General features: G+C 41.7%; 20 protein-coding genes and 1 tRNA gene. 14 read left to right on the top strand and 7 right to left on the bottom strand.

The genetic code is table 11. The features are described 5' to 3' along the window. Positions 1-198: 198 nt before the first annotated feature. Both NWP17_RS15225 and trmFO read right to left on the bottom strand, forming a co-directional pair. Positions 199-271: transfer RNA gene (locus NWP17_RS15225), tRNA-Arg, on the bottom strand. Between the two features lie 44 nt (positions 272-315). After that, on the bottom strand, positions 316-1,629 hold the full coding sequence (gene trmFO, locus NWP17_RS15220; RefSeq protein WP_280655719.1) for an FADH(2)-oxidizing methylenetetrahydrofolate--tRNA-(uracil(54)-C(5))-methyltransferase TrmFO: 1,314 nt from the start codon (positions 1,627-1,629) through the stop codon (positions 316-318). Positions 1,630-1,789: 160 nt separating this feature from the next. Here trmFO and NWP17_RS15215 point away from each other — a divergent pair, with 160 nt between their 5' ends. Further along, positions 1,790-1,975: a hypothetical protein gene (locus NWP17_RS15215; RefSeq protein ID WP_280655718.1), complete on the top strand. Its 186-nt coding sequence runs from the start codon at positions 1,790-1,792 to the stop codon at positions 1,973-1,975. Positions 1,976-2,061: 86 nt separating this feature from the next. Here NWP17_RS15215 and NWP17_RS15210 read toward each other — a convergent pair whose 3' ends face one another. Further along, positions 2,062-2,280, bottom strand: coding sequence for a hypothetical protein (locus tag NWP17_RS15210; RefSeq protein WP_280655717.1), 219 nt, complete (start codon positions 2,278-2,280; stop codon positions 2,062-2,064). A gap of 330 nt (positions 2,281-2,610) precedes the next feature. On the opposite strand from NWP17_RS15210, the gene trpD reads away from it, so the two are divergent. Beyond that, on the top strand, positions 2,611-3,672 hold the full coding sequence (gene trpD / locus NWP17_RS15205; RefSeq protein ID WP_280655716.1) for an anthranilate phosphoribosyltransferase: 1,062 nt from the start codon (positions 2,611-2,613) through the stop codon (positions 3,670-3,672). Here trpD and NWP17_RS15200 read toward each other — a convergent pair. Next, entirely contained in the window at positions 3,593-4,633 is a 1,041-nt protein-coding gene (locus tag NWP17_RS15200; RefSeq protein ID WP_280655715.1) for a retroviral-like aspartic protease family protein, read from the bottom strand. The two genes, trpD and NWP17_RS15200, sit on opposite strands and share 80 nt — an antisense overlap. 299 nt (positions 4,634-4,932) lie before the next feature. Between NWP17_RS15200 and carA the strand changes: the two genes are divergently transcribed. The 8 genes from carA (at position 4,933) to NWP17_RS15160 (ending at position 12,608) form a co-directional block, all read left to right on the top strand. Next, positions 4,933-6,099: a glutamine-hydrolyzing carbamoyl-phosphate synthase small subunit gene (carA, locus tag NWP17_RS15195; protein WP_280655714.1), complete on the top strand. Its 1,167-nt coding sequence runs from the start codon at positions 4,933-4,935 to the stop codon at positions 6,097-6,099. A 176-nt stretch (positions 6,100-6,275) separates the two neighbouring features. Beyond that, the gene (locus NWP17_RS15190; RefSeq protein ID WP_425332672.1) at positions 6,276-6,614 is read left to right on the top strand and encodes an STAS domain-containing protein; all 339 of its coding nucleotides are present in this window, start codon (positions 6,276-6,278) and stop codon (positions 6,612-6,614) included. 466 nt (positions 6,615-7,080) lie between these two features. Beyond that, on the top strand, positions 7,081-7,596 hold the full coding sequence (locus NWP17_RS15185) for a Mini-ribonuclease 3 (protein ID WP_425332671.1): 516 nt from the start codon (positions 7,081-7,083) through the stop codon (positions 7,594-7,596). Positions 7,597-7,672: 76 nt separating this feature from the next. Further along, on the top strand, positions 7,673-8,641 hold the full coding sequence (rlmB, locus tag NWP17_RS15180) for a 23S rRNA (guanosine(2251)-2'-O)-methyltransferase RlmB (RefSeq protein WP_280655711.1): 969 nt from the start codon (positions 7,673-7,675) through the stop codon (positions 8,639-8,641). Between the two features lie 98 nt (positions 8,642-8,739). Continuing rightward, the gene (locus NWP17_RS15175) at positions 8,740-9,039 is read left to right on the top strand and encodes a DUF1816 domain-containing protein (RefSeq protein ID WP_280655710.1); all 300 of its coding nucleotides are present in this window, start codon (positions 8,740-8,742) and stop codon (positions 9,037-9,039) included. Between the two features lie 620 nt (positions 9,040-9,659). Beyond that, on the top strand, positions 9,660-10,742 hold the full coding sequence (locus NWP17_RS15170; RefSeq protein ID WP_280655709.1) for a class I fructose-bisphosphate aldolase: 1,083 nt from the start codon (positions 9,660-9,662) through the stop codon (positions 10,740-10,742). A gap of 157 nt (positions 10,743-10,899) precedes the next feature. Then, positions 10,900-11,289 carry a hypothetical protein gene (locus NWP17_RS15165; protein WP_280655708.1) on the top strand — a complete coding sequence of 130 codons (390 nt, stop codon included), beginning with the start codon at positions 10,900-10,902 and terminating at the stop codon, positions 11,287-11,289. 152 nt (positions 11,290-11,441) lie between these two features. Next, positions 11,442-12,608 carry a pyridoxal phosphate-dependent aminotransferase gene (locus NWP17_RS15160; RefSeq protein ID WP_280655707.1) on the top strand — a complete coding sequence of 389 codons (1,167 nt, stop codon included), beginning with the start codon at positions 11,442-11,444 and terminating at the stop codon, positions 12,606-12,608. A 396-nt stretch (positions 12,609-13,004) separates the two neighbouring features. Here NWP17_RS15160 and ahcY read toward each other — a convergent pair whose 3' ends face one another. Then, entirely contained in the window at positions 13,005-14,282 is a 1,278-nt protein-coding gene (gene ahcY / locus NWP17_RS15155) for an adenosylhomocysteinase (protein ID WP_280655706.1), read from the bottom strand. A gap of 475 nt (positions 14,283-14,757) precedes the next feature. Here ahcY and NWP17_RS15150 point away from each other — a divergent pair, with 475 nt between their 5' ends. The 3 genes from NWP17_RS15150 (at position 14,758) to NWP17_RS15140 (ending at position 17,245) form a co-directional block, all read left to right on the top strand. Beyond that, positions 14,758-16,359, top strand: coding sequence for a mechanosensitive ion channel family protein (locus NWP17_RS15150; protein WP_483413725.1), 1,602 nt, complete (start codon positions 14,758-14,760; stop codon positions 16,357-16,359). Positions 16,360-16,568: 209 nt separating this feature from the next. Further along, positions 16,569-16,832 carry a hypothetical protein gene (locus tag NWP17_RS15145; RefSeq protein ID WP_280655705.1) on the top strand — a complete coding sequence of 88 codons (264 nt, stop codon included), beginning with the start codon at positions 16,569-16,571 and terminating at the stop codon, positions 16,830-16,832. 41 nt (positions 16,833-16,873) lie between these two features. After that, entirely contained in the window at positions 16,874-17,245 is a 372-nt protein-coding gene (locus NWP17_RS15140) for a hypothetical protein (RefSeq protein ID WP_280655720.1), read from the top strand. On the opposite strand, the gene NWP17_RS15135 is transcribed toward NWP17_RS15140, so the two are convergent. Both NWP17_RS15135 and NWP17_RS15130 read right to left on the bottom strand, forming a co-directional pair. Continuing rightward, positions 17,231-18,379, bottom strand: coding sequence for a glycosyltransferase family 4 protein (locus tag NWP17_RS15135; protein ID WP_280655704.1), 1,149 nt, complete (start codon positions 18,377-18,379; stop codon positions 17,231-17,233). The two genes, NWP17_RS15140 and NWP17_RS15135, sit on opposite strands and share 15 nt — an antisense overlap. 19 nt (positions 18,380-18,398) lie before the next feature. Continuing rightward, a complete protein-coding gene (locus NWP17_RS15130; protein ID WP_280655703.1) occupies positions 18,399-19,568 on the bottom strand; it encodes a glycosyltransferase family 4 protein in 1,170 nt (389 codons plus the stop codon). A 348-nt stretch (positions 19,569-19,916) separates the two neighbouring features. Between NWP17_RS15130 and NWP17_RS15125 the strand changes: the two genes are divergently transcribed. After that, on the top strand, positions 19,917-22,133 hold the full coding sequence (locus NWP17_RS15125; RefSeq protein WP_280655702.1) for an NHL repeat-containing protein: 2,217 nt from the start codon (positions 19,917-19,919) through the stop codon (positions 22,131-22,133). Positions 22,134-22,142 lie beyond the last annotated feature (9 nt).

Genomic DNA, 22,142 nt, shown 5'->3' with positions numbered 1-22,142 from the left:
TGTAACTGTTATACAGTAAGGGTTGTAGCCTCTAATATTATTATCCCATATTTATATCAACTTGTTATAGTACTTATGTACGTATTACACAAAATTACTTTACGTAGTATGTTGCTTTTTTATAAAAATGGTATAAACTCAGGTTATAGGGTTTTATGGCTATGCCTGATAATGCTTGAAAGTCTTATAAACACTAAACGAGCGCGGAGGGATTTGAACCCCCGACCCACAGAACCGGAATCTGTTGCTCTATCCACTGAGCCACGCGCCCTAATTTTTTTTTATTATAGCACAAGTTTATAAATAATCGGTAGATCAAAACTGATTTTTCCAACTGGCTAAATCAGCTAAAGAGCGATCGCGATAACGCCCATAACGCTCTGGCTTACTTTTAATTTTTACCCCTAAATCAGGTAATATGCCAAAATTAGGCGGCATTGGTTGAAAATGTTTTGGTGAAGCCGAACTAATAAATTCTAACAACGCCCCCATCATAGTAGTTGGTGGTGCTGTTAACGGTTCCTTACCCAAAGCGATGCGGGCTGCATTAGTTCCTGCTAACCAACCATCAGCTGCAGCTGCGGTGTAGCCTTCAGTACCAATCAACTGTCCTGCGGCTAATAAAGTTGGACGCTGTTTAAATTGCAAAGTGGGGTAGATTAATTGAGGAGCATTAATAAAGGTGTTGCGGTGCATCACTCCCAACCGTACAAACTCGGCATTTTCTAAACCCGGAATGAGGCGAAAAACTCGCTTTTGTTCGCCCCAGCGCAGGTTGGTTTGAAATCCCACCATGTTCCAAAGTTGACCAGCTTTATCTTCTTGGCGTAGCTGCACCACTGCATAGGGACGTTCTCCGGAGCGACTATCACACAGCCCCACCGGCTTAAGGGGACCGTAGCGCATGGTATCTTCTCCCCGGTGTGCTTGTTCTTCAATGGGTAAACAAGCTTCAAAAAATTTCGCCGTTTCCCGTTCAAAACCTTTTAGTTCCGTTTGTTCAGCTTGACGGAGTTCTGACCAAAACCGCAAATATTGCTCCTTATTCATGGGACAGTTCAAATAAGCGGCTTCACCCTTGTCATAACGGGATGCCATAAAAGCAATATCATGGTTAATGGATTCTCCCACCACAATGGGACTAGCAGCATCAAAAAAGCTGAGGTATTCCATACCTGTGAAGCGATGTAAATCCAATGCCAAGTCGGGACTAGTTAATGGTCCTGTTGCCAAAACCACGATGCCATCAGGAATAGATTGTACTTCACCCCGGCGAAATTCAATTAAAGGATGATTAGATACAGTTGCTGTCAAGTCTTGGCCAAATTGTCCTCTGTCTACAGCCAAAGCCCCACCAGCAGGAACAGAGTGTTCATCGGCTTTGGCAATGACAATGGAGTTGAGTTGTCGTAACTCTTCGTGTAATAATCCTGTGGCGCGATCGCTTGCCATTGCCCCAAAGGAATTACTACATACTAATTCCGCCAAATGTTCTGTATGATGGGCTGGGCTATAGCGTTTTGGGCGCATTTCATGGAGAATTACCGATATTCCAGCCCTGGCTATTTGCCAAGCCGCTTCTGTCCCAGCTAATCCACCTCCAATTACTTGTATTGGTTGTTTATCCATGTTTATAATACTATTTACCTAATTTTAATTGGCGGGCAATGCCTGGTTGCTCATGTTAAGATGATATATTTTCTGTTATACCAATTTTACACAAACTTGCAAACTTGCACTTAAATTATAGTTTTACTCATCCCCACCAACATAACCACAGGAAATACTGATGAACCGTTCAAAAATAGTTGCAATTATTACAGGTGCTATTTCTATTTTGTTAGCGATCGCCTATTTAATTTTAGTTCAATTGCTGGACTACCGGGACATGAAACCAGCCCCCATTAGTGAATATATATCACCACGGGTGGTAGTGTCCCTATACTCTTATTTCCTAGCAAATTTATGGTGGTGAAATATTATTAGCCATAATTACCGCATTATTAGGGACATGAATACTCATGTCCCTACATTTTTTTAAAAAGAAAAAGTTTGGTCAAATTACTTAATTGTGTGGCTAAGTTTGTGAAACTCTTCTGGGTTGAGTGAGACTAAAATATTATCACGATTTTCAGATTCTACTTGGATAATCCAGCGTTCTTTAGCTGTGTTAATTGATTTTGACTCACTTCCACGAACTACGCCCACTTTTCCGCTCACATATTCTGGATGGAATACCAAGACTTTATCACCAACTCTAATCTTGTCAGATGTATACAATGTTTCCTCCCCAATATATCTGTCCTACCAATTATGTCCTACGAATTAAATTATACGTAATATCAATAACTATTTCCTCACCTTCACCAAAGCTTATTGATTTCATCACCTGTTTTAACGGAATCTTAACCAAACTGTCCAGAGATGTTCAAAGACCAGAAAACAAAAGCCGACTAAGACTTAGGGTTGACAAAATCCATCAAGCAGCTTTGATGGTGATGTAAGATACTCCTGCCACATTGCCGAAAATTAGTCGTGATAGTGGTCAATTTTCGGTAGGATAGCTCCCATATCTTCAACAGAGCTACACTCGAAAACCAAAGTAATACTATGACAACTTTCTCAATTCCTACTCAAGAACCTTCCCCTAGCTGGCATATCCTGCTGCAACAATTAATGGATGGTGAATCATTATCTCGTGTTCAAGCTAGTGAATTGATGCAGGGCTGGTTAATTGAAGCGGTTCCACCAGAGTTATCAGGAGCAATTTTAACAGCGCTGAACCTTAAAGGTGTTTCTGCCGACGAGTTAACGGGGATGGCTGAGGTATTACAATCCCAATCCACAGCAATCAACACTACGGCTCTCAACAATATCATAGATACCTGTGGCACTGGGGGGGATGGTTCATCAACTTTTAATATTTCCACAGCGGTTGCCTTTGTTGCTGCTGCTTATGGTGTACCAGTGGCTAAACATGGCAATCGCTCCATGTCAAGTCTCACAGGTAGCGCAGATGTTTTGGAAGCATTGGGAGTTAATTTAAGTGCTTCTAGTGAAAAAGTGCAAGAGGCAATAAAAGAGGTAGGGATCACTTTCTTGTTTGCCCCTGGGTGGCATCCAGCACTCAAATCTGTTGCTGGTTTGCGAAGAACATTAAAAGTACGAACAATATTTAACTTATTAGGGCCATTAGTTAATCCCTTGTTTCCCTCTGGGCAAGTGGTAGGGCTATTTACTCCCAAACTTTTAACAACTGTTGCCCAAGCTTTATATAATTTAGGTAAACAAAAAGCAGTTGTTCTCCATGGGCGAGAAAAACTAGACGAAGCCGGGTTGGGAGATATAACTGATGTGGCAGTTTTATCAGAAGGTAAAGTTAATTTAACTACTGTCAATCCAGAAGAAGTAGGTGTAACAACTGCCCCTATAGCGGCACTGAAGGGCGGGGATGTGCAAGAAAATTCAGCAATTCTCAAAGCAGTCTTACAAGGTAAGGGAACTCAGGCACAACAGGACGTTGTAGCTTTAAATGCTTCCTTCGCTCTACAAGTTGCGGGAGTAATTCCTTTATTAGACCATGCTCAAGGTGTCAGTTTGTCCAGGGAAATTCTTCAGAGCGGTTTGGCTTGGGAAAAACTGGAACAGCTAGTTCAGTTTCTAAAGAATTAACTTGTGATGGTGATTGGGGTCTAAACTCCACCACATCCCGTCTAATGGTGACATCATAGTTACCAAAAAAGTCATGCCCTAATAATCCGGTTTCTAGCTCTGGTCCGGCGATGGCCACTCTTACTTTATTGGCTGTTACCCCAGCAACCGCCATGGAATCAACATAACCAATGGGAAATTCTACTTTCCTGGCACTGGCAGTATTTGCCTTGGTGGTTCCCACTGGGAGGACTACTAAGGCATAGGCCATTTCTCGGGTGATGACTGTACCACTGGCTCCTGTATCCACAATCATCTCAAATTTATGCTGGTTATTGAAAGTCACTTCTACAACCGGTGTGCCGCCTATGCGTCGTTTGATGGGGGCAATAAATACTTGTTTTTCGGGGGCTACCCATGAGAGGGGGGAAATGGGTTTTACTGGTGACTGTGGTGTTGATGCAGGTGGAGTGAAGATAGGAACTGAAGGCTGAGTTTGAGGTTGGGGAACAGCCACCACAATGCTTTTATTATCAGCCTTTGGGGACGCGACTAGGGGAGTATTAGCTTTTTGGCGGGCAGTTTTGATTAATTTGCGGTATTCAGAAATTTTGGACTGGGCTGTGGCAAACTCTGGGCTTTCCCTGGGCACTCTTTTCATCAGGGCGATGGCTTCTTGGTACTGACCGATTACCAACTTCCAATCATCTAAGGATTGGGCTGATTGACTAATACTCCAAGCCCCCATACCTTTATCTAAACCCATTTCAAAGAAAATCATTTCAGCTTGTGAGGATGGTAGCGCTTTCGGTGTTGGTGTGTATATTACAGAAGAAGGCGCTGGTAAGTGGTGACTGACAGCAGTAGTGTGATTGTTAATGATCCCAGAACTATGTTTTTTGTCATGACAACCAACACCCAAAACTGCCAGAGTGCTAGAGATAAGGATCAGAGTGGCGCGAGATAAAAACGACTGAAGCATAATTAACTTCAATTTTAGACGGCTAAGGGACTGTAAATATATTTGTGTATTGTTACTGATTATGACTGAATCAAGGAAAATAAAGTGCGGGGAGTTGCACATGAGATAATTAATATTGGCAGTATTAGCTAAATTGGGGGCTAAAAACTGCTTACTGTTAACTAGTGAATATTCAAGAAAAAATTAACCAACCACCACCAAAAATTATTCTCCCACTATAACTAAGGCCAAGCTTTGCTACACTTAACCGGGACTAGTGCCCATGTCCAATATTAACCCTAATCTTGTTTCAATCACTTATGCCCCTATCTGAGAAAATACCAGCTCTACTTGTCTTAGCAGATGGAACTACTTATCGCGGTTGGTCTTTTGGTGCAACAGGAACCAAAATCGGGGAAGTGGTGTTCAACACTGGCATGACTGGATATCAAGAAGTCCTGACTGATCCTAGTTATTGCGGACAAATTGTCATTTTTACCTATCCCGAATTGGGGAATACTGGGATCAATGTTGAAGATGAAGAATCCCATCGCCCCCAAGTGCAAGGGGCGATCGCTCGCAATATTTGTTATCGTCCTAGTAACTGGCGCTCCACACAATCCCTACCTGATTACCTGAATCAGCACCAAATACCCGGTATTTACGGCATTGACACCCGCGCTCTCACCCGCAAGATTCGCACGTTAGGAGCCATGAATGGTGGTATTTCCACATCAATTCTGGATGAGGGAGAATTGTTAGAGCAGGTACTAGCAGCCCCTAGCATGGCTGGTTTAAACCTGGCGCGTCAAGTTTCCACTCCCACTGTGTATGAATGGACCGATGGCACTATTCCCCCTTGGGAATTTAATTCACAGTCTGTGGAAGGTGAGGAGGAAACTTTAACGGTTGTTGCCCTGGACTTTGGTGTTAAACGTAATATTCTGCGTCGCCTAGCCAGTCACGGTTGCCGAGTGGTTGTTGTTCCTGTGGATACACCACCACCAGAAATTCTCAAATACAATCCAGATGGGATTTTTCTTTCCAATGGACCCGGTGACCCAGCCGCCGTGACTGAAGGCATTGCCACGGCTAAAGCATTGCTGCAAAGTCAAAAACCCATGTTTGGCATTTGTATGGGACACCAAATTTTAGGTCACGCCCTTGGGGCAGAAACTTATAAACTAAAATTTGGTCATCGTGGTTTAAATCAGCCCGCAGGTCTACAGCAAAAAGTGGAAATTACCAGCCAAAACCACAGTTTTGCTATTGACCCAGATTCTTTACCTGCTGGGGTTGTGGAAATTAGCCACCTGAATCTCAATGACCGCACCGTTGCTGGGGTACGTCATAAGTCTCTGCCTGTATTCTCTGTTCAGTATCACCCAGAAGCCAGTCCTGGACCTCATGATGCTGACTACTTATTTGAGCAATTTGTTCAGGCCATGCGAACAGCACGGTCAGGTCATCTTCAACAGCTAAGTTAAGGTAAAAAGGGAAATAGGCCACCAGGGAAAAGACAAAAGCGATTAATTATCCATCTACCCATGCCCCTATCCCTGTATACCAGTAGATTGTAGACAACTTGTGCTAAAACCATCTATACTTGAGCGTTCACTTTAACCATGAGGAGGGAATTATTGCTGAATCACTAAAGCTAACCGTGAGCCTGAGAGGCACTCACGAAGTCCGGGATAACTGTCAGCTATTCCGCCTCACAGGTTTGTTAGACGCATTTTCTGAGCCGACGTTTCGCAAGGTACTTGGAAATAAAATTGATGACGGTCCAAAGCATATTATTCTGGATCTTTCACAAATTGACTTTGTGGATAGCTCTGGCTTAGGCGCTCTGGTGCAACTAGCTAAACAAGCTCAAACTGCCGAAGGTACTTTGCAAATTGTCACCAACCCCCGGGTTACTCAAACGGTCAAGCTTGTTCGCTTAGAGAATTTTCTAGCCATGCAAACTTCAGTTGATGCGGCTTTAGAAAATATCAAGTAGTATTAAGGGCTTGATCTCAACAGGTGCACTCGGCTATCTATTATGTGGGTAGCTTAAATTTTTCTAACGCTGACAAAAGACCTCTCTCCCGGCGAGAGAGGTTTAAAAATTGTGAAGTTTTACGGGTAAAGGTAAATATTTCTCAATCAATGACAGCGCTTAGTAAGATACATATATAATATCAATGATATAAATCTTGTAGTCCGGGCTTCTGGTTTGCCTACTGATGTACCTCAGTAGAGTAATAAAGGCTAATTATTACTCCTCCAGTTAAATTGCCCAGAAAAAAGGTTAAAATCAGTAAGTAATATTTGACCGAAATATTAACGGCGAGCAAATTTTAGAAATCTCTAAGCACTCGTACTCATTCTTGTACACATGGTGGTTATGTTGACAGTCCCCATTGTATTATTTGTATCAACATGGCTGGCTTGAGAAATCATCAATAAATGAAATCTTCCTGAAGATGCCTGCCAAGCGTAGTTTTTTAAGGAAAGATCAATCTGTGACCCCAGAGGAAAAAGAGCTATCGGATGGACAAGAAAAACCCACAGGGGATTCTTGTTGGCATCAACTGCTTTTGCCCACCACTGGGATATTACCTCTACACATCTCTAAGTCACAAATACAACAAATTTCGCCTTTGGCTTTAGCTTATATAGGTGATGCAATTTATGAATTGTATGTTAGGATGTTCTATCTGTTGCCAATGCAGCAGACAAAAACCTACCACTGTTTGGTAGTAGCACAGGTAAGAGCAGAAACACAAGCGCTACACTTGCGATCGCTGATTCCGCATCTGAAGCCAGCCGAGTTAGAAATTGTCCGTCGTGGCCGTAATGCTGCTTCAGGACGACCTAAGCGGGTTGATCCTAAAGTTTATCAAGAGGCAACAAGTTTAGAAACCTTAATTGGTTACCTTTATCTCACTGATCCTCAACGTTTAACCGAACTGTTGCAAAAACTCCATCTAGAGAAATAGTGGATCACTCAATGCTCGTGGAGTCCAATAAATTTAAAGAATCGAGTCCACCCAATCAACTGTACCCAAAACTGATATGACCAGTAAACCGAAAAAAATCCAGACACCTAGTGAACCCAATCGTGGGCAACCAGTGAAACTCAAGCACAAGCGTGTAATAACTAGCTCTATTCGCAGTCCCCGCGTGAGCGACAGGGATAAAAAGCACGTTTCCATGGGCGCAAGTCCACATCGCATTGACTCCCATTCATCACCAGTCTCAAAACCACCAGAAGATAGTGACCTGATCTACGGTCGCCATCCGGTACTGAGTGCTTTGGAAAGTGAGCGGAGACTGAACCGCATTTGGATTACTACTCGTCTGCGTTACGACCACCGTTTTCATCATTTACTGCTGCAAGCTAAGGAAAATGGCACGGTGATTGATGAAGTAGAGCCGAGACGCTTAGATCAAATCACCGATAGGGCTAATCACCAAGGAATCGCGGCACAAGTAGCCCCCCACGATTACATTGAGTTGCCTGATTTAATTGCTCAAGCTAAATCTGTGACTGAACCAGTAATTGTGGTGGCTGAAGGAATTACCGACCCCCACAATCTGGGGGCAATTATTCGCACTGCTGAAGCAATAGGCGCTCAGGGACTGGTGATTCCCCAAAGAAGAGCGTCGGGGATTACTTCTACTGTAGTTAAGGTGGCAGCCGGTGCTTTAGAAAAATTTTCTGTGGCTAGGGTTGTTAACTTGAGCCGTGCTTTAGAAGAATTAAAAGAAGCTGGTTTTTGGATTTATGGTACTGCCAGCACTGGTAGCCAACCACTGCATACAGTTAATTTCAGTGGACCTATTGTTCTGGTTATCGGTTCAGAAGGGGAAGGGCTAAGTATGCTAACACAGCGATGCTGCGATGTCTTGGTTTCCATACCCCTCCAAGGCAAAACCCCCAGTCTCAACGCCTCGGTAGCCGCAGGTATGGCTCTTTATGAAATCTATCGCCAAAGGTGGTTAAACACTTTATACCTAGATAAATTACAAAAACCTCTTTAAAAAAAGACAATAACAGAGTATAAAGAAATGTAAAAGAAAAACAACACCATATCCTTTCCTTTAATATTCAGTACCACATTGATAAATTGGCGACAACCATGAAAACGATTTGGAATCACCTGAAGGAATTATTGATTAACACATTTCACAACCTAGGCTTGGCTTGGTGGGTGGAAATTGTGACGCAAAATCCCCGTTGTACTTACTACTTCGGTCCCTTTCTCAGATATGCTGATGCTGAAGTGGCTCTCAAAGGCTACAAAGAAGATTTGGAACTAGAAGGGGCACAAGGAATAGTCGTGAATCTTAAGCGCTGTAAACCCAGTACTTTAACCATTGCTGAAGACTTGGGGGAAAGGATTGACCAAAAGAATGGGATACAAGCCCCGTCCTTCTAGGGCGGCTTTTTAGTGTCTTATACTACAAGAGTAGTCGGCATGGGGCATCGCCACGACTTTAAACGGACGGGGAGCAACTGTCAGACTACTTCGGTACCAAGTTCCAGTGAACCGTTAAGAATCACTGACTTTCTCCGTCGGTGGGTGTGTCAACGCAAAGTAAAGCCTGCCTTTAGCGGTCAGGTATAATTTAGGTTTCAAGGCTTCCATGGTTCTCAGGCTAAACTTGAGAACTATGGTATGATTTTTGTTGCAAAAAACTTGTGTTGAGAATATTTAGTAATCTATAAAAAATTATAAACAAATAATCTGTATTTCATCATTAAATGGGTAACAGATCATTACCTAGGGCAGAAAACAAAGATTTTCTATTCAATATTGGGTTAGTTATCAGTGATAAAATTTGTGTCTTTGGGTATATGACTTAGTATGGCGAAAATATAAAATGAAGTCATGGCAAGAATCCTAATTATTGATTGTAACCACAGATAAACGTAAATTAATTTTCGCCGGCTCGAATGCTTTTTTAGGGTTCGTACAGGTCTATTTATCTGTGGTTTTTTTACGCAATTTTGCCAAAATTGCCAAAGTAATAATTTAAGACCGTGTTCGTAAATTCAATGAATATAAGCACTGTAGAAGCCCATTCTATCCAATCTTTGTTAGGTAAAGAGGCAGAATACCTACTCACTTATAAAGCAAAAGTTTCTCAGGATTTATTACATTTGCCAGGTGGGGATTTTATAGATCGAGTTTGGAGTAATAGCGATCGCCATCCCCAGGTTTTGGGTAATCTCCAGCAAATTTACTCTCATGGTCGCCTGGCAAATACTGGCTATTTGTCTATCTTACCAGTGGATCAAGGCATAGAACACTCAGCCGGAGCATCTTTTGCGCCTAATCCCATTTATTTTGATCCGGAAAATATTGTCAGGTTGGCGATCGCAGGAGGTTGTAACGCTGTTGCTACGACTTTAGGAGTTTTGGGCAGCGTTGGGCGTAAATATGCTCATAAAATTCCCTTTATCGCCAAAATCAACCACAACGAACTGCTTACTTTTCCCAATCAATATGATCAGATATTATTTGCTGATGTGGAACAAGCTTGGAACTTGGGCGCAGTGGGGGTAGGTGCGACAATTTACTTTGGTTCGGAGGAATCTGCTAGGCAAATTCAGGAAGTTAGTCAAGCTTTTAAATACGCCCATAGACTGGGTTTGGTAACAGTTCTGTGGTGCTATTTGCGTAATAGCGCTTTTAAACAAGAACAAGATTATCATCTGGCGGCTGACTTAACAGGACAAGCAAATCATTTAGGTGTGACCATTGAAGCCGATATTATTAAACAAAAGTTACCAGAATGTAATCATGGTTACAGTGCTGTGGCTAGGGCGACCAACCAAAGTTATGGCAAAACTGATGAGCGAGTCTATACAGAATTGACCAGTGATCACCCCATTGATTTAACTCGTTATCAGGTGCTGAATTGCTACTGTGGACGTGTGGGGCTAATTAATTCTGGTGGTGCATCTGGTCAAGATGACTTTCCCCAAGCTATTCGCACAGCAGTGATTAACAAGCGGGCTGGGGGTACGGGTTTAATTTCTGGACGGAAAACCTTCCAGCGTCCGTTTGAGGAGGGTGTGAAACTGTTTCACGCAATTCAGGATGTTTACTTGTCCCCAGATGTGACTATAGCTTAATGCCTAAGCCGATTATTACGCATTGAATTTGTATAACCGTAGCTATAGTATGCCTGTACTGCATATGTTGATGAAATACAGATGATTGGATTTAGCTGCTCAACAGCTTAATACTTTTTATATATGACTAACCAGCCTAGAGGAAGACGTTACTTTAATGAATGGTTGCCTAATATTCAAGGGTTTAGAAAAAACTGAGGAGATGGCTTTTACCATGTTGGCAGTTCAAACAATCTTTGAAAAAACATTTCATCAATGGCATCGTCAACTAGCCATAGTATTACTGGCTAGTTTATTGTGGTTGATGACCTTACCTACTGCTGTAGCACAGGCTGAGGGTTATTATCAGGAAAAGAAACAGAATGCAGAAATAACTAAGCCTTATTATACCAATAAAGAACGTAAAATGGTTATAGAAACCGAGCCAAATAAACCGTACTATTCCACTAAGGAAAGAAAAAAAGAAAAAGTGATCATCAAGACACCTGATAAGACTAAGGAAGGAGAAAAAATAATGCCTCAAGACGAAGGTTTGAGAGGTGGTTAGGAAAAATTCACAAAAGTGTCACCCACCCTCTCAGGCTTGGGGGTAAGGTTCTTGATTAAATCGGCAATTCTCAGAAATGATAAAAAAATCAGTCTCAGCGGGGATTGTGAGATATCCTAAGATATGAGAGAGATTTGCCAAATAAATTAAGCATGAAGCTGGCCGCACGAGTAAGTAAGGTGACACCTTCTTTAACCTTAGCCATTGCAGCTAAAGCTAAGGCTATGAAGGCTGAAGGAATAGACGTTTGTAGTTTTAGCGCTGGAGAACCTGATTTTGACACTCCAGCCCATATTAAAGCCGCAGCAGCCCAAGCTTTGGAGTCAGGAAAAACCAAGTATGGTCCGGCGGCTGGAGAACCAAAGTTAAGGGAAGCCATCGCCCATAAACTCAAAACTGAGAACGGTCTTGATTATCAGTCAGGGAATGTAATTGTTACTAACGGCGGTAAGCATTCTCTATTTAACCTGATGGTGGCTTTGATTGATCCGGGTGATGAAGTAATTATCCCGGCTCCTTATTGGCTAAGTTATCCGGAAATGATCACTTTAGCAGGTGGAAACCCAGTTATTGTCACCACAGATGCGGCGACGGGTTACAAAATTACTCCGCAACAACTACGTCAAGCAATTACACCGAAAACAAAGTTATTTGTTCTCAATTCTCCATCTAACCCCACCGGGATGGTTTACACGCTGGATGAAATTACAGCACTGGCCCAAGTGATAGTAGATGCAGATATCTTTGTGGTTTCTGATGAGATTTACGAAAAGATTCTCTACGACGGTGCAAAACATATCAGTATCGGTTCTCTGGGTCAGGAAATTTTTAACCGCAGTTTGGTTAGTAACGGGTTTGCTAAAGGTTATTCAATGACTGGTTGGCGACTGGGTTATTTAGCTGGACCAGGAGAAATCATCGGCGCGGCTACCACTATTCAAGGACATAGTACATCCAATGTGTGTACCTTTGCTCAATATGGAGCGATCGCTGCTTTAGAAAGTTCTCAAGATTGTGTAGAATCAATGCGCCAGGCTTTCGCCCAACGGCGACAGGTGATGTTAGATAGAATCAACGCCATTCCTGGGTTAAGTTGTGCCAAACCAGATGGGGCTTTTTATCTGTTTCCTGATATTAGCAGAACAGGTTTAAAGTCTTTGGAGTTTGGTAACGCTTTGTTGGAAGCACAGCAAGTAGCAGTCATTCCTGGTATTGCTTTTGGTGCTGATAACAATATTCGTCTGTCTTATGCCACTGATATGGCTACTATTGAAAAAGGGATGGATAGGTTGGAAAAATTTGTCAGTTCCCTGATCTAGTAGATCGTGCTTGACTAGCTGCGTGAGTAATCTAAAAATAAAATTGCAGGAGTAGTCCAGACTAATTGATCTAGACTACTTCTGCTACACCCCTTGCACAATTAAAAGATACCACTGTCAATCAATGGATGTATGCCAAATTGCCAAATCATTATCTAGTGGTGAGTATTTGACACTCCCCACGCTATCCGAGGGGATTCCAGCATCACTTCTACTGGCGTAACTTCCCGTCTACCCGACGGTAGCGTTTGCACGATTCAAAATTACTTTGGAGGAAATAGCAGCATTATTATAAATAAATATATAAATAAATAGGGCTGCTATGTCTTTGTTGGCGGGAAACACAAAAAAAGGGATAAGCCCTCAAGCCTATCCCCAACAATTAATCAACTAAGATTAGGTTCCAGAAGTCCAGGAATTGATGTACTCAACTTGATCGGTTGTGAGAGTGTCAATATTAATACCCATTGCTTCTAATTTCAAACGGGCAATTTCTTGGTCAACTTCTGTGGGAATAGAATACAAACCAGGGGCTAACTGACCTTTATTCTTGACTAGGTATTCACAGGCTAAGGCTTGGTTAGCAAAACTCATATCCATAACCGCGCTGGGGTGTCCTTCCGCAGCAGCAAGGTTAACTAAACGACCCTCACCTAAGACAATTACAGATTTACCACTCTTGAGGATATATTGCTCGGTGAAAGGACGGACGGTTTTAATTTCCTTGGCTTGATTTGCTAGGTATTTGAGGTCAAGTTCAATGTCAAAGTGACCGGAGTTGCAAACGATCGCGCCTTCTTTCATAGCATCGAAGTGTTCACCGCGAATGACGTGCTTGTTACCAGTCACAGTAATAAATAAATCACCTTGGGGCGCAGCTTCTGACATGGGTAGTACACGGAAGCCGTCCATTACTGCTTCAATGGCTTTGATGGGGTCGATTTCGGTGACAATCACGTTAGCACCTAAACCACGGGCGCGTAAAGCAGTACCTTTACCACACCAGCCATAACCAGCAATTACTACGGTTTTACCAGCCAGCAAAATATTTGTCGCCCGGATAATACCATCTAGGGTTGATTGACCAGTACCATAGCGATTATCAAAGAAGTGCTTGGTGTCAGCGTCGTTAACGTTCATAGCGGGGAAAGTTAACACACCATCTTTTAACATAGCCCGTAGTCGGACAATTCCCGTGGTGGTTTCTTCGGTGGTACCAATCAAATCGCCAATTTGCTCTTGACGTTCTTGAACGAGGGTAGCAACCACATCGCTACCGTCATCAATGATAATGTTGGGGCGGTGGTCTAAAGCAATTTGGACGTGGCGGTTATAGGTGGCTGCATCTTCGCCTTTGATGGCAAAGACAGGAATTTCGTGGTCGGCCACGAGACAAGCTGCTACGTCATCTTGAGTTGAAAGGGGGTTACTAGCAATTAATACAGCATCCGCACCACCGGCTTTGAGAGCGATCGCCAGATGTGCTGTTTCTGTGGTCACGTGACAACAAGCTACCAGGCGAATTCCTTCCAATGGTTTTTCTTGGGCAAAGCGATCGCGGATCTGCTTCAGTACGGGCATTTCTCGTCCAGCCCAGTCTATGCGCTGTCTTCCCAAACTAGCTAGGGCGAGGTCTTTAACCTCGTGCTTTAATCGGGTAGAAGTTGCTGTCATGAAAAATTACCTCTGAAAGATTAAAAAAGGTTACGTAATAATTACGTACCTTAATAGGATATTCTAATATTGGTGATTTTGGTTTATATTCACCAACAAACTTGTTAATTGTACTATGTTCTTGGTTAAACTTGCATAACCTTCAAGTCAGCTTCATAGTTGACTTTTCTTTTTTGACAGAATTTTTGCTAAGAGTATATCAGGTCTAATCTATCTGTTACCCAGATGTAGATGAAGTGAATTATCATCTATCAAAGGAGGTATTTAAGTGCGCTGGCAATTTTTGGCGCTGGCTAAGGGATTCCTATCATCCAAATTTGTTTCTTACCACCGTAAACAAGGGTTTTTAGACAAAATTCACCCGGATAAGATCCCAACTGTAACCAAGCAGATACTTAGTTTAGAAGTATCTAATCAAGCATTTAACCCACCTAAGAGGGTAATATCAGCCCAAAGTATCTTAGGTAAAGGTGTGATGGTCACAATAGCAGGTTCAATGGCTATAGCTGTTATTTCCACAGCTAAAGTGTCGGCTCAAATTCCCATTTTGCCTTTTCTACAATCTCCCCGTGCAAGTAGTGATGCTGATAACAGAATTGTTTCTGGGTGGATTTATTTAGACGGCTACCAAGTATTTCAGATAGCAGCAACAACAAGTAACTTTCCGGAGCGTTCCCGAAATATCCAACAAAATTTCCATCAAATCCACCAAAATTATTTAAGGTCGTCTAATCCTGAAGTTGAGATTGAAACCCGGACATTAAATGGATTACCAGTAATTTATGTTAATGATCAATACCTAATGACGGTGACGAGAGAAGATGGGAAGCTGCGAAGAGAAGAGCCAGCAATTTCGGCAATTCAAATTACTGAACAGGTGAGAAAAGGCTTGCAACGAGCTACCAAACAGCGCACAAGTGAATTTTTAATCAACCAAGTTCAACTGGCTGGTGGGGTTGTACTGTTGCTCATGGCAGCAAGTGGGGGAGTATATTACTTGCAAAGGCGTTTAAAAGATGACTCACAACACCCCATCCCGCCCATTGCAGATAATGCCCAACAGTTGACCAGTCAACTCAATCAACAGCAAGACCGAGATATTCAAGCAGTTAAGAAAACACTGTTTCAATTAACTCAATTTGGGATTTGGAGCAGTGGAATTGTTTTGATATTGGGTCTGTTTCCCCATACGCGAGCTTTTCAGGTGGGGATTCTCTCAGTTGCTCAAATTCCTTTAAGGTTGGCTATTATCCTGTTAGGAATTTATGTGGCTATCCGTTTCACCTATGCTCTCATTGACCGCTTTACTTCTACTTTAATTAGCAGTGGTGTGTTATTAAACTCAGAAGCTTCTAGACGGATGGAACTGCGAGTTTCTACTTTTTCTGGTGTGACTAAAAGTATCACCACTGTGATTTGGCTGGGAGTTGGCGTTTTACTATCCCTGCTTTCATTGGGTATAGATATTCTTCCTTTGTTAGCAGGTGCTGGTTTAATTGGTGTAGCTTTGTCTTTGGCTTCCCAAAGTTTAATCAAAGATGCTATTAACGGTTTTCTGATCATTTTTGAAGACCAGTATGCTTTGGGGGATGTGATTGTTGTGGGAGATATGGGGGGCTTAGTGGAAAATCTCAACCTGCGGATTACTCAGTTGCGGGATGGAGAGGGGCGCTTGATTACAATTCCCAATAGTGAAATTAAAGTGGTGGCTAATCTTTCTAGCCGTTGGTCACGGGCTGATTTAATTATCCCAGTTGCTTACCAAGCTAACATTGATGATGCTTTGCAGTTGATTACACAGGTGGGCTTGGAAATGAGTCAAGATACCCAGTGGAAACGCCAAATACTGGAAATACCTCAAGTTTTGGGCATAGATAATTTTGGCGATCGCGGGGTCATGATTCGTGTTTGGATCAAGACACTACCTCTCAAGCAATGGGATGTGGGGCGAGAGTTTCGCCGTCGCTTGAAAATCACCTTTGATCAAGCGGAATTGTCTATTCCTGTACCTCAACAAGGGGTTTGGCTGAATGACGGTCAATTGCTGCACTTGGAAGTTAATGGTAAATCTGAGTAGTCATTGGTGAATTATTCGATTTTGGATTTTAGATTGGGGAATTTTGGATTTTTCCATGTTCCCTAATTTTTGATACTTGTAACCAGCCGGTCAGCCCTTGCCATTTCAGAACAATTTTACTATAATAGTGGATAGCGCTCACAAAGCCTAGTAAAGAGCAAATAGGCTCTAGAAAAGAGTTCTGGAAGATGGATTAAAGGGTTAGTTCCATGATCAAGCATTATATTCTCAACCTCAATCCCACGGCCAAGCACGAATGGGATAAGTGTATTCTACGTGACCCACTGACTGCGAAGCGTCCGGATATTGCCCAATTAATCGCTCAAGTTGTTGGTACTGACTCTGGTAGTTATTTAGTGAGTGTGAATATTCAAGTAGAAGTTTTAGAACAGGCTGCTGCGCCTCAATCTGAACAACTCTCGCTACCACTTCCAGAAGTGAATATACCCTCCCACCTGCGAGAAGTGGCGTAAAACATGGGCAGATTTGAGTCACAAAAGAGGAAGATGATATGATGGAACAGTTAAGTCATTATCCAATTGCCATCGCTGAAGCCGCCCAACGGGTAAATGAAATAGATTCTCAGTTAATGGCGGTACAGCAGCAAATTTCAAGATTTGAAGGTAACGCAGATAACATTGCTGCTTTTGATATGGATTTGAAAAATGATGCTCAACGTAAAGCTCGTCGCTTTGAAGTTTTGCTGGTGAATCAAGAGTATCAAAAGGCTATGGACACTCAAATGCGGTTAATTGGAGAAAAAGCCAATGCTATCGCTCATTTAGAATATTTACGTAACCAGTTTAGTGTAGCTAAGTTAGAAGCGAGATTGGCGATCGCTCAACAACTCAGTGATGTTGAGTCTCGTGAGTTAGTGGGTTTTTAACCTCTGGGACAGTAGTTGAGCAATTTGCTGATTAATAGCTATCATATCAAAACGCTGACTAGCGATCGCCTGAGCATGATTTGCCATTTTAGCAATGGTTTCTCTGGTTGTCACACAGGTATTAATCACCTCTGATAATTCCTCAATGTTTCCTGGTGTGACTAAAAAACCATTAACCCCATGTTCCACTAATTCCATTACGCCCCCGGCTTTAGCAGCCACTACAGGTGTACCGCATAGCATCGCCTCTACAATCACTCTACCAAAAGGTTCTGGGGCTGTTGATGTGTGTGCTATCAAGTCACAAGCGGCCATTAGTTGGGGGATATCTCTACGAAATCCTAAAAATTTAACGCGGTTTTCTAATTTCAAGTTAGTAACTTGTTCATGTAGTTGTCGCACATAATCTTGTTCACCAAAGAGAGCATCACCAACTAAAATTACTGTTACTTCTGGCGGACACTCAGACAAAGCAGCAATTAAAATATGTTGACCTTTCCACGGAGCAAGGCGGCTAAAATGTCCAACTACAAATTTTCCTTCTATTTTTAATTCTTGTCGTAATTTTTTAACTTCAGATGCAGAAGCTGCATAATTTTTAGCATCAAAACCATTATAAACAACTTCTGTTAATTTAGCCTTGCCTCCGCCTTGAATAAAAGCTGTTTGACTAGCTTGGGAATTAGCAATGATTAACGACGCAAACCGATTGGCTAAAGTAACGGCAATAGCTAGATTAGTTCGACTAAAATGTTCTAAGGATAGAATGTCATGTAAATGATAAACTAAGGGACGATGGGTTAAAAAGCTGGCTAATGCGCCAATTACTAATGCTTTTTGAGTATTGGCATAAATGATATCATATTCCTGAGCTAGTATTACTACCTTGGTTAATAGGGGTGCTATTTGTCTCAAACTTGCCAAAGCGGTTAGAAAATTACTGTGTTTGCGAACGGGGATAAGTTGAGTTGCCAAAACTTGCACCGGGACATGATGTTGTTGTAGTAACTTTCTAAAATCACCGTCTGCAAACAAACCCACTAAAGCGCCCTGTCCATAGCTTTTGGCAATATCCATTAAACAAAGTTCAGCACCACCAGGTTTACCACTTTGATCTAAAAACAAAATTTTCATATGTTATTATTTCCTGATATCAAGCTAAAAGCACTCGCCGCACTTTCTGGGCTATTTGTTGCCAATCAAAATTATTAACTGCATACTGACGGCAGCTTTCCCGGGAAGGAATTGATAAATTTCCTAAAAGTATTTGTGCTAATTTTTCGGCAATGGCTGGGGCTGCGCTAGAAGTAGTAATTAAATCTGGGGAAAATGGCGATAAAATTTCTGGCATCCCGCCAATGGGGGTACATAAAACAGGAGTACCACAAGCTAAAGATTCAATAATTGCTAATCCAAACCCTTCAAAAGCTTGACTGGGCATAACTGTTAATTCGGCAGCTTGGTAGGCTAGGGGTAATTGTGCATCAGGTAGAAAACCTAAAAATTTAACGTTGTCTTCTAACTCTAATTCTTTTACCTGTTGTTGTAGGGTAGCTTGCAAATAACCACGACCGGCGATGGCTAACCACACATCAGGAATTTGAGGTTTAATGATTGCCAGCGCCTGTAATAATTTGTCAATACCAACTCGCTGTACTAAGCGCCGGGATGTAAATAGTATGCGGCGATTCTCTGGCCAGTTTAACTGCTGACGCGCTGCTTGAGGAGATAAATTAGGTTGAAATCTATGAATATTTACACCACCAGGGATAATATGAATTTTCTGCCAAGGTATTTGATACTGTTGATGTAAAATATTACCAAAAGCTTTACTGAGAACAATAAAGCGATCGCAGCGATTATAAGTGCTTTGTTCTATTAGCCGTCGTTTGAGAACAACAATTAGTTGATTATTAACTGTTTCTTGCTGAGTTTCCGATGCCCAAGGTCCATGAAAGTTAAAAGTTATGGGTACACCTTTAGGCAAAAGATCCATAATGGGAAAGCTATATAATGCAAAATGCAAATTAATTGCATCTGGTTGGCTGATTCGTGTTTTCTTAAATTTATAACGAATAGACCCCAATCGTTGCCAAATTGCCTGATCTGGATTAGCCAAATTAGTCAGCGTAATGGGCACATTTAATTTAGTTTCTGGTAAACCAACTCCACATAGTTCGATTTGGTCTTGATTAGCTGCTAATATATGAGTCAGTTCATAAATATACCTTTCTAGTCCGCCGGGATTGTTAGGAAACCAGCCTATTCCCAGGGTGAGAATAGATGCAGATGTTGAATTAACATTTTCGTTTTTACATTCCATCTACTTAACTCCTATTATATATTTAGCGTAGCGTGGATGTTGCTAGTACTTCTATCCTGGATTATCTGCATTATCAGTAATTTATAGATATTTTCAAGAAAAATAATTTATAAACTATTTTTGAGTAAACTGTCAACAGTTCTTGATTTTTTATATAAAAAATATATATATTTTTTATATATTTTAAGAATATTTAAAATAATGTATTGTTTTAGTAAAATCTTAGTGAATATGAAAAAATTAACCAGGATTATTTATTATCAAATGTATGTGTAGATAGTAAGTAAGTTTTGGTAGTTCTTTATATTATTTCTATTTTATCCTACCATCATCAGGACTGAAGATAAAATGCGACATCCACTCATGCGACAGTTAGGCGAAACTAGCCACAGGCTTAGTCAATATATGAAGAGGCTATCTGGAAAGAAAAATTTTCAGAAGTTAAAATTATTCAATTTTGTAGTGGTAGTCACCATGGGAATAATTATTACTTCCATTGTGATTGCCAAAGATGGGGCTAATAGTAAAATCCCTCAACCCAGTTATCAAACATCTTGGATTGGTAATACATTTCCTGGTGGGGAAAAGTGGGTACAAAATAATATAGAGGGAATGTATGTCTCACCCGATGGTACAGTTTACACTAATAGCATTTGGGATGAAGCGGGCAGAGAAGCGGGAATATACAAAAACGGTGATGTGATTGGTAAATTGAGTGATACCCACGGATGGTATCGTCTTGGTGGTCAAGCTATAACCGCAAATAATAAATACATTTACATGGCCATGCGCCAAGATTATGTCAACAGGAAAGATCAAGACTATCCACCAGAAGGCATAACTTGGTATTGTGTGAGACGTTATCACTTGTCTGGTAAATCTGCACCCTTTCCCCAAGGACGTGGGTGGGATAAAAGTATGTTAATTGTTAGTAACAAAAGTGCCGTCACTGGATTAGCAACTAGGGGAAATGAGTTATATGTTAGTGATGCGGCTGATAATCGACTGCGTGTTTATAATACTGAAACAATGAAGGAAGTACGCAGTTTTAATGTTGCTAGACCAGGGGGAATAACTGTTGATAAACAAGGAAATCTATGGATTATTCAAACCAAAAATGGCAGTAATTCAGCCCAGATTGTCCATTATTCCCCGGAAGGTAGGCAATTACCCCAAAAAATCACCAATGTTGTCCAACCAACTGCCATCGCAGTAGATCGTCAAGATAGACTGGTGGTGGCGGAAAATGGGCCCAATCAGCACGTGCTGATTTACCAAGTTAAGGATCAGCCAGTGCTAGTTGGTAGTTTGGGTAGCCTGGGGGGAATTTATGGGGGTGTTCCTGGTGAGGTTAAAGACTCAAAACTTTACGGTTTAACTGGAGTTGGTACAGATGCAGCTGGTAATATTTATGTGAATAGTAATGGTTTTAATCAGTCAGGGACGGATTTACGCAAGTTTTCATCATCGGGAAAGCTGTTATGGCAATTACTAGGACTAAAGTTTATTGATAACGCTGATGCTGACCCTAAGAGTGATGGAGTAAGTGTATTTACCAAACAAGAACAGTTTTTAATGGACTATAGTCGCCCACCAGGTCAGCAATGGACTTACGAAGCCTACACATTAAATCCTTTTAAATATCCACAAGATCCACGTTTACATACATCGCCAGATGCTACTTGGGTACGCCGCATCCAAGGAAAACCGTTTATTTTCCTGACCAATATGTATGACAGCTTTCTCCAAATTTATCGCTTTAATTCTAAAACAGATGGCAAAATCGCCATACCTTCGGGAATGTTTGTTGGTACTAATGGCGCTGGTGGAAAATCAATTAGAGGTACTTGGCCTCCCCAGCAACCAGAAACGGGGGAATGGATTTGGCGCGATCGCAATAATAACGGTAAATTTGACAAGGGTGAATACGACAGCAGTAAAGATTATCCTTACATCGGCGGATGGTGGGTAGATACTAAAGGCGATGTTTGGAAAACCTTGCGAATTAAAGACGGTATTCGCCATTATCCTTTACAGGGTATAGATGCTCATGGTAATCCCATCTATACTTATAGTTCCATGGAAAAGCAAAAAAGCCCTGGTCTGTTTACTGATTTGCGCAGGATTGAGTATTTACCGGAAACTGACACCATGTATTTGTCAGGTTTTACAGTAGATCATCCATCTGTGGGAGATGACACCAAAGTTGCGGGATCTGAAATTGTACGTTTTGATAATTGGAGTAAGGGAAATCTTACACCCCGGTGGCGGATAGTAGTACCTCATGATACTACTGGTAAACGGGAAGTTTCCACCGCAGCTATGAGTGTAGCTGGAGACTATGTTTTTGCTGTGACAGTCAAAACCGCGGAAGTATATATATATAATGCCAAAACTGGGGCTTTTGTGAAAAATTTAAAACCAGGTCCAGAAGTTGCGGGGGAAAGTGGCTGGATTGATATCCCCTATGGAATTCGTGCTATGCGGCGAGCTAATGGTGAGTATCTGGTATTTGTAGAAGAAGACGCAAAAGCCAAAGTGATTGTATATCGGTTGAAGTTATAGCATTTCTTA

This window comes from Chrysosporum bergii ANA360D, from assembly GCF_029891735.1.
Taxonomy (GTDB): domain Bacteria; phylum Cyanobacteriota; class Cyanobacteriia; order Cyanobacteriales; family Nostocaceae; genus Umezakia; species Umezakia bergii.
This window is presented reverse-complemented; position numbering and strand designations above follow the sequence as displayed.

Excerpts from the sequence above, each read along its gene's own strand:
- trmFO (WP_280655719.1), bottom strand. The coding sequence starts at position 1,629 with ATGGATAAACAACCAATACAAGTAATTGGAGGTGGATTAGCTGGGACA.
- NWP17_RS15215 (WP_280655718.1), top strand. The coding sequence starts at position 1,790 with ATGAACCGTTCAAAAATAGTTGCAATTATTACAGGTGCTATTTCTATT.
- trpD (WP_280655716.1), top strand. The coding sequence starts at position 2,611 with ATGACAACTTTCTCAATTCCTACTCAAGAACCTTCCCCTAGCTGGCAT.
- NWP17_RS15200 (WP_280655715.1), bottom strand. The coding sequence starts at position 4,633 with ATGCTTCAGTCGTTTTTATCTCGCGCCACTCTGATCCTTATCTCTAGC.
- carA (WP_280655714.1), top strand. The coding sequence starts at position 4,933 with ATGCCCCTATCTGAGAAAATACCAGCTCTACTTGTCTTAGCAGATGGA.
- NWP17_RS15185 (WP_425332671.1), top strand. The coding sequence starts at position 7,081 with ATGCCTGCCAAGCGTAGTTTTTTAAGGAAAGATCAATCTGTGACCCCA.
- rlmB (WP_280655711.1), top strand. The coding sequence starts at position 7,673 with ATGACCAGTAAACCGAAAAAAATCCAGACACCTAGTGAACCCAATCGT.
- NWP17_RS15175 (WP_280655710.1), top strand. The coding sequence starts at position 8,740 with ATGAAAACGATTTGGAATCACCTGAAGGAATTATTGATTAACACATTT.
- NWP17_RS15170 (WP_280655709.1), top strand. The coding sequence starts at position 9,660 with ATGAATATAAGCACTGTAGAAGCCCATTCTATCCAATCTTTGTTAGGT.
- NWP17_RS15165 (WP_280655708.1), top strand. The coding sequence starts at position 10,900 with ATGAATGGTTGCCTAATATTCAAGGGTTTAGAAAAAACTGAGGAGATG.
- NWP17_RS15160 (WP_280655707.1), top strand. The coding sequence starts at position 11,442 with ATGAAGCTGGCCGCACGAGTAAGTAAGGTGACACCTTCTTTAACCTTA.
- ahcY (WP_280655706.1), bottom strand. The coding sequence starts at position 14,282 with ATGACAGCAACTTCTACCCGATTAAAGCACGAGGTTAAAGACCTCGCC.
- NWP17_RS15150 (WP_483413725.1), top strand. The coding sequence starts at position 14,758 with ATGGTCACAATAGCAGGTTCAATGGCTATAGCTGTTATTTCCACAGCT.
- NWP17_RS15145 (WP_280655705.1), top strand. The coding sequence starts at position 16,569 with ATGATCAAGCATTATATTCTCAACCTCAATCCCACGGCCAAGCACGAA.
- NWP17_RS15140 (WP_280655720.1), top strand. The coding sequence starts at position 16,874 with ATGGAACAGTTAAGTCATTATCCAATTGCCATCGCTGAAGCCGCCCAA.
- NWP17_RS15135 (WP_280655704.1), bottom strand. The coding sequence starts at position 18,379 with ATGAAAATTTTGTTTTTAGATCAAAGTGGTAAACCTGGTGGTGCTGAA.
- NWP17_RS15130 (WP_280655703.1), bottom strand. The coding sequence starts at position 19,568 with ATGGAATGTAAAAACGAAAATGTTAATTCAACATCTGCATCTATTCTC.
- NWP17_RS15125 (WP_280655702.1), top strand. The coding sequence starts at position 19,917 with ATGCGACATCCACTCATGCGACAGTTAGGCGAAACTAGCCACAGGCTT.